Raw genomic sequence first — 4935 nt, 5'->3', positions numbered from 1 at the left:
CGATAGTGCCGTGCGCGTCGCAGTCCATCAGGCCGTCGCCGCCCATGATGTAGTCGCCGCCCGGAACCACGGGTAGCCGGGGGCTGGGGTTGACGCCGGTGTCGATGACCGCGACCGGAACTCCGTTACCGGTCGAGTACTGCCAGGCCTTGGCGATGTTGAGCATTGCAAAGCCCGGTGCCATAACGGCCACATTCGGATCGGCCACGGTGATGGTCCGCGCACAGATGTTGCTTTGCCGCATCGGCTGATCCGGGCCCGGCTTGCCGTCTGCAGGCACCCGCCCGGGGTCGACCGTCGGCGGCGGAATTGCCTGGGCCGCAGGAAGACCGGTCGACAGGCCGACCAGCAGGCCGACGAGGGTTAACGAGCAGATCCGCCGCGGCGAAATCATCGCATCCGCATCCAGTTGAACAATCCGCCGATCCACGCGGCCAGTGGAAGAGCCGCGATGATCGCGAAGATTTCCAGCCATTCGGCGATCATCCGCACCAACGGGGTGAACCTGGTGATGGGCACCAACAGTGCCGCCGCCAGCCCGGCGGCACCGAAACCGCCTAAAACCAGTGCCCCCCATAGCATCGACTCGGCTGATGCTGCCGGCTCATGCAGGACGTATTTGATGACGCCGACACACATCGCGGCCGTGGCCCCGCACACCAGCGCAATAGCTTGCCGTTTGTCGGCGAATGCCCGTCCGCGGCTGATGAAGATCAGCACGAACAGCCCTGCCAGTACCACGGCGGCGCCACTGCGGTTGCGCCCCGGCATCAGCGTGGCCCACACCGCGGCGGGCAGCGCCAGGCTCGCCGCCACACATATTCCAGTCAGCACGTTGTTCGCGGTAACCGCGGCGGCGGCGATCTGCGCCCCACGCGGCGTGGTGTCCGGGCTGAGCTCCTCTTCGGCCGCCTCGTCCACCGGCGAGACCGCGTCGACCGGCAATCCGGCGCTGCGGCGGAACAGGTCCCGGCCCGTCACCGACCCGAAGTACGGCGGCCGGATCCGCGCGGACCACAGCGCGATTGTGGGCGCCAGCGTCAGCAAGAGCAGCAGAACGACCAGGGTGCACATGCCTAGCCATTGGGCGGGAACCGGCCGCCACATCCGGGCCGCGGCGACCACCCCGCCCAGCGCGCACAGTGTCACGATCGTCGCCGCCACGTTGACGTGACGTCGCGTCATCACTGCTATCCCGCACGTGAGCACGCCAGCGGCGAGCACGGCGATAAACAGGTGCGCCGCCCCCAGTTTGCCCGGAGCCCCCGCACCCAGACTCACCGCCAGCAACGGCACAGAAAGCCAAGCGAATCCGCCGAGGATGTCGGCGCGACGTGGCCACCAACGCGCCACCACACCCGCGCCGCTGATCGCAAGCAGACCCAGCACGCCTGTCACGACGCTAGGTATTAGCGAGTCACCTGCGATGCGGTCGCGCACAGCCAACCCCAGCACCGACGCGGAGATCATCGCCAGGATGACCAGCGCGGTGTGCGTTGCGGTGGCGGCGGTGACGGGCTCGAAGAGTTGCTTGCCGATCCGGGCCAGACCTGTGGACAGCGATTCATATTGCGGTTCGAACGAGTCGCCGTCCACCGCGGGAACCAGCACCAGCGTGGCGCCGTCTTCGACACCCAACTCATCGAGAGTTTTAGTGACGTCCAGCCGTACCCCGTTGGCCTTCTGCAGCTCATAGCCGACGCCGGATTCCAGCCCGGTCAAACCCCTGCGCTTGAGCTCATCGTTGAGTAGCTCAACGATATTGTCGACGAACACCTCCACCGGCACCGATGCCGGGTACACCTGAGAGACAAGGTGTTCGCCACATACCACCGCGACTGCGCACCGCGCGGGAAATGCGACCTTCGCCATTACCGTGGCCTGTCGGCGTCCGGAACATATTTGTCCGCTAACGCCGCGGTGATCTCAAATAGCCGGAGCCGTGTTTTCTTCTGCAATTCATGTTGAGTATCAATGATCCCGCCTTTGGCCAAATGCGGGTCGTAAGGCATAAATTCAACGGTCGCGCCTGATTGGCTGAAGCGTTCGGTCAAATAAGCCCGCGCATCGGGATCGAATTTGTTGCGGCTGTCGTTCAGAATGACCATGCTGCGCGACACCAATTCGTGGTAACCCATCGCCCGCAACAAATCGATAGCCCGCGTCACCGGCAGCGAAGTGTCCGCGGTAAGTCCGGATACGAATACCAGTGTGTCGCAGGCGTCAAACACGGCCTTCATCACCGGGTGTTCAAGGTCGTCAGAAGTGTCCACCACGATGACGTTGTGCGTGCGACGGAGCCGCGAAAGCACACCGGTGAACATCGACGGCACCAGCGGGCGTGGTTGATCAGAGGCTCGGTTCCCGGCCAGTACGTCCAGCCCTAAGTTGTTCTGGCCCAAGTGTTCCCGGATGTCCGCATAGCCTTGGACATCGGTGTCGTTCAAAACGGCGGCGTAGTCACCCGGTGGAGCCTCATCGATCCGTCCGGCCAGGGTCCCGAAGCCGGGCGCGGCGTCGATAGCGACAACGTTCTCCGGTCGGCACTCTCGGAACACCGCGCCGAGGCATGCTGTCATCGTGGTCTTGCCAACACCGCCCTTTCCGGAAACCACCCCCACGACATACTGCTTGCGGATGTGGCGGCGTATACGGCCCTGCAATTCGCGGTAATGCCGTTCAGCGGGCGATTCACCGAAGTTTATGGTGCGAAAGGATGCGGTATAAACGAACTTTCGCCAACCCGATCCGGGCGGGATTTTGCGCGGCGCGACCATATCGGAGATACGCAACGTTCCGGAAACCGAGTCCGGGTGCTGTGGGCGCGAAGCGGCAGGCTGTCTTGGCGTTTGCCTACCTTGCTCCGTCGAATTCGCTGGCGCGTTCCACGGATTTGTCACGATGCCGATGCTAACATGCGCGCCTTACCCCTCACTTACACAACCTTTCGATACGAATGCCATTCGTCATTAGCAGGCAGGCGCCGCATCATCCGGGTGACCGCGGAGGTGAGGTTGCTCGCTGTTCCCGGGCCGAGGATCATCCATTTCTTGCCGGCCGACAGCTCATGCTCGGCAACGATGCGACCCTCGGGGGTATCGATGATCGTCACCACGCTCTGTTCAACGTACTTCCGGGACGGGCCGGCGAGAGCCACCCCGGACTGCACCGCAACGATCCCGGCCTGGGCCGACCGCCCGGGATCGGCGGCCATCTTGAGAATCTGCAACTGATCGGTATCTAGCCGCTGACTGGCCAGGAACGCGTTCAGCCGGTCCCGACTGGTCGCTTTCTCCTGCAACGCATCTGCGTCGAGCGTGACCGGTCGCAACGGCGCCGGTGTGTTAGTGCCACACAGTCGCTCGATCTGCGCACGGATCACCGCATTTGCCGCGCCCTCAGCGCTGGACGTCCCCGCGCCGCCGACTCGGATCACGTCTTGCGATCGCTCCATGACTACCCACCACTCGGCGAATCGCGCGAGCAATGCCCTAGTCGGGGTGTCCTGGGTGTCCGGCGTACGGACATTGATCAGCAACGCGACGTCGCGGCGGGTCAGCACGGTCAACCATTCAACAACCGACGCGTTCACGTTGTCCGACTCGTCTAGAACGCCCGCGGCCCGCAATTCGGCGGCGATCGGATGCGCCAGCGCAGAGTGCCGCGTTTCGACGCTGGGCAAGATCGATCGCAATCCCAGCTCTGGGGCTACTACCTCAATTCCGGTGAGTACCTGGAGAACCCACAGGCCATCGACGGTGGTGGTTAACACAAAAGCTCCCCTGGAAGCAGCTGGGGCGCACCCAATCGCGTGCGCCCCAGCTTTGGCCAGTTAGGTCAGCCCGCGGCGAGCGAGGCGTCCAATGCCATCGCGTCGGCTGTGATGGTGTTCAGCACTTGGCCGTGCACACCAACGGTCTCGGCCAGATGCAGCAGTGGCCTTTCGATGTTGAGCATCGCTTCTTGGTATGACGCGTGGAACTGGCCGTGCATGGCACTGGCCAGAAGGTTGTTGATGTTCACCAAGTCAGACTGGGCCTGCTCCAGCGACGCCGAAGCTGATGCAAGAGTGGCAGTCCCCTGCTCGATCGCCCCGGCCTGGTATGTGATGGTGTTTGGGTCGCTCACCGTAATTATCCGATCTTCTCGATGTGGCTATGAGTTGTACAACGACTGTTAACTGATCACTGCGCGGTAATCGAAGCGACTTGCTGGTATGCGTCTTGATCGTGCTGGGCGAACTGCGCCACCGAGACACCGAGTTTGTTCGCCAATTCGGTGCAGCCGTGGATGATTCGGGTGAGGTCCGTGTTGATTTCGATCGCCTTCTGATGCGACATAACGGCAGCCTGACCGCTGTGCGCGCCGGAAGCGACCATTTCCTCGACCGCCGTCAGCCCTTGGGTGGCAGCTTGAGTTGCGTGCTCCATGAGCGACTCGATTTGCTTTTGAACTTGGAGCGCCAGTTCTTGCGGGATACGTGGAAACGATCCAGATCCTGATGGGTCGGCCATGTACTTCTCCTTTGATGTCACCGCCCCGGGGTGGGGCATTAACGAGAGTCTAAGCGCATTTCGATGGCTGTCACTTCACCTTTTCGCGGAGCTTGTAGTACCTAGTTATCCCTTCTGTCCCGGTCGTCTCAACGGGTTCGGGACCCGCTAGGTATTCATCGGCGGCGGACCTTGCTGGTCCTCACCGACAACGATGCGGGCGTGCGTGACGTCGTCTTTTTCCTTGCCGGAGACACCCTCGCCGCGTCCCAACATCCCCGCCGGCGACATCGGCATGGCCGAACCACCCGTCGGACGAGCGGTCGGGCCCCGCAGCTCCTCCGCATTCAGCACGCCGGCGCGACCGGTCGGTCGCCCGCCGGTTTCCGGCTCGAAGGTGCTGGCGGGCTGGGTGAAGCTTGTCAGCCCCGCACCGCTGTAG

5 protein-coding genes and 2 pseudogenes are annotated in these 4935 nt (G+C 63.1%); all 7 read right to left on the bottom strand.

Annotation, left to right across the window (positions count from 1 at the left end; translation table 11 throughout):
- Positions 1-394 (bottom strand): annotated as a pseudogene (locus tag WB785_RS01210) (type VII secretion-associated serine protease); the annotation flags it as partial.
- Positions 391-1872, bottom strand: a complete 1482-nt coding sequence (gene eccD, locus WB785_RS01205) for a type VII secretion integral membrane protein EccD (protein WP_424076883.1) — start codon at positions 1870-1872, stop codon at positions 391-393. The pseudogene WB785_RS01210 and the gene eccD, both read right to left, overlap by 4 nt.
- Positions 1872-2900: a MinD/ParA family ATP-binding protein gene (locus WB785_RS01200; protein ID WP_424076882.1), complete on the bottom strand. Its 1029-nt coding sequence runs from the start codon at positions 2898-2900 to the stop codon at positions 1872-1874. Before WB785_RS01200 ends, eccD begins: the two co-directional genes overlap by 1 nt.
- A 35-nt stretch (positions 2901-2935) precedes the next feature.
- Positions 2936-3772: an ESX secretion-associated protein EspG gene (locus tag WB785_RS01195; RefSeq protein ID WP_424076881.1), complete on the bottom strand. Its 837-nt coding sequence runs from the start codon at positions 3770-3772 to the stop codon at positions 2936-2938.
- A gap of 65 nt (positions 3773-3837) precedes the next feature.
- Entirely contained in the window at positions 3838-4128 is a 291-nt protein-coding gene (locus WB785_RS01190) for a hypothetical protein (protein ID WP_424076880.1), read from the bottom strand.
- Positions 4129-4184: 56 nt separating this feature from the next.
- A complete protein-coding gene (locus WB785_RS01185) occupies positions 4185-4553 on the bottom strand; it encodes a hypothetical protein (protein ID WP_424076879.1) in 369 nt (122 codons plus the stop codon).
- Positions 4554-4661: 108 nt separating this feature from the next.
- Positions 4662-4935: pseudogene (locus WB785_RS01180) on the bottom strand (hypothetical protein); the annotation flags it as partial.

Origin of the sequence: Mycobacterium sp. (genome assembly GCF_049585075.1) — a bacterium.
GTDB lineage: Bacteria > Actinomycetota > Actinomycetes > Mycobacteriales > Mycobacteriaceae > Mycobacterium.
Note: the sequence above shows the minus strand (reverse complement) of the source record. Positions and strands in the feature narration are given on the sequence as shown.

Bases quoted from the DNA above. Each gene is read 5' to 3' on its own strand.
- eccD (WP_424076883.1), bottom strand. From the start codon at position 1,872: ATGGCGAAGGTCGCATTTCCCGCGCGGTGCGCAGTCGCGGTGGTATGT.
- WB785_RS01185 (WP_424076879.1), bottom strand. From the start codon at position 4,553: ATGCCCCACCCCGGGGCGGTGACATCAAAGGAGAAGTACATGGCCGAC.